The organism is Burkholderia sp. Cy-637 (assembly GCF_011753175.1).
In the GTDB taxonomy this organism is placed as follows: domain Bacteria; phylum Pseudomonadota; class Gammaproteobacteria; order Burkholderiales; family Burkholderiaceae; genus Burkholderia; species Burkholderia gladioli.
The window spans coordinates 1-820 of record NZ_VWWC01000405.1 but is presented as its reverse complement, the minus strand read 5'-3'; the positions used below and the strand labels follow the sequence as shown (position 1 = coordinate 820).

Genomic DNA, 820 nt, shown 5'->3' with positions numbered 1-820 from the left:
AAGTGCGCGCAGGCGAGCCGCAGCAGGGCGCCGCATTCGGCCTGCGCCGGCAGGCCTTCCGCTGGCGCGACCGGGGTCGCGCCGGTGTCGGTAATGAGCATACGAAACGAAAGGGAGTCCTCGGCGGGCGGGGTGGGCAGCGCCTCGCTCGCCCGTTGCGAGCCGGTTCTGGCGAGCAATGATAAATCGGTTTGGTGACGCCGAGGAATCGACGGGCAGGCTCGACGTGGGCCGTCTTGTATGAAGAACGTAAGCCGGAAGCCCGGCCCGATCGATGTGTACGCAACGGTAATCCGGCGGCAGCGGAAATCGCGAGCGCGGCGCGGCCCGGCGCAGTACCATGTGCGGCGGCCCGAGCCGGCCCATCCACACGCGGGACCCCCACATGAAAACATCGATACGCATTGCCCTGGCAGCATCGTTTTTCCTGGCCTCGGCCGCCTCGTTCGCGCAGGCGCCCGGCATCAGCCGCACCGAGGTCCTGACGCAGGACGTGTCGGTGCCGGGGCGCCACGCGGTGGTCTCGCGCGTGACGGTCGCGCCGCGCGGCGTGCTCGGCTGGCATACCCACGACGGCGACGAGATCAGCTACGTCGAGTCGGGCGACCTGACGCTGCTGGTGGCCGGCAAGCCGCAACAGGTGGTGCATGCCGGCGGCGCCTTCGTGGTGCCGGCGGGCGTGGCGCACAGCGTGCGCAACGACGGCGAGGCGGCGGTCGCGCTGATCACGGTGCACGTGGTCGCCAAGGACAAGCCGCTCGCCACGCCGGCCGCCGCGCCGGCGCAGTAAGCCGCGCGCGGGCCGGCGAGGGCGGCCCGG

The 820-nt window shown here is 71.7% G+C and carries 1 protein-coding gene; it reads left to right on the top strand.

All coding sequences use genetic code 11. From position 1 onward, the window contains the following. Positions 1-385 precede the first annotated feature (385 nt). Positions 386-790 carry a cupin domain-containing protein gene (locus F3J10_RS35870; RefSeq protein WP_042284985.1) on the top strand — a complete coding sequence of 135 codons (405 nt, stop codon included), beginning with the start codon at positions 386-388 and terminating at the stop codon, positions 788-790. Positions 791-820 lie beyond the last annotated feature (30 nt).